The sequence below is a fragment of the Tabrizicola oligotrophica genome, assembly GCF_011008935.1.
Lineage (GTDB): Bacteria > Pseudomonadota > Alphaproteobacteria > Rhodobacterales > Rhodobacteraceae > Tabrizicola_A > Tabrizicola_A oligotrophica.
On record NZ_JAAIVJ010000055.1, the window covers coordinates 1 to 253 of the forward strand.

Here is a 253-nt window from a genome sequence, read left to right on the forward strand (position 1 = left end):
AGAAGCGCGCCGGACGCTTGAGCTACTTGATGGCAACGCGCCCGGCGCGCTTGCCAGACCTGAAACCGATGCCTATCAACCCCAAGGACTCTCGTTATGAACGAGGGACGACCGGGGGGCAGGTCAGTTTGCGTCGCCAGACGGCCATGAGCAGGGCCTGCAGCGGCAGGTCGGTGTAAGTGCGCCCCTGCATAGACCAACCGATGACGCGGCGGGAAAACAGATCGATCACAACCGCAAGATACAAGAACCC

Annotated in this window: 1 pseudogene; it reads right to left on the bottom strand. The window is 61.7% G+C overall.

The window, feature by feature from the left end:
- Window positions 1-127 precede the first annotated feature (127 nt).
- Window positions 128-253, bottom strand: a pseudogene (locus G4Z14_RS18795) (IS3 family transposase); the annotation flags it as partial.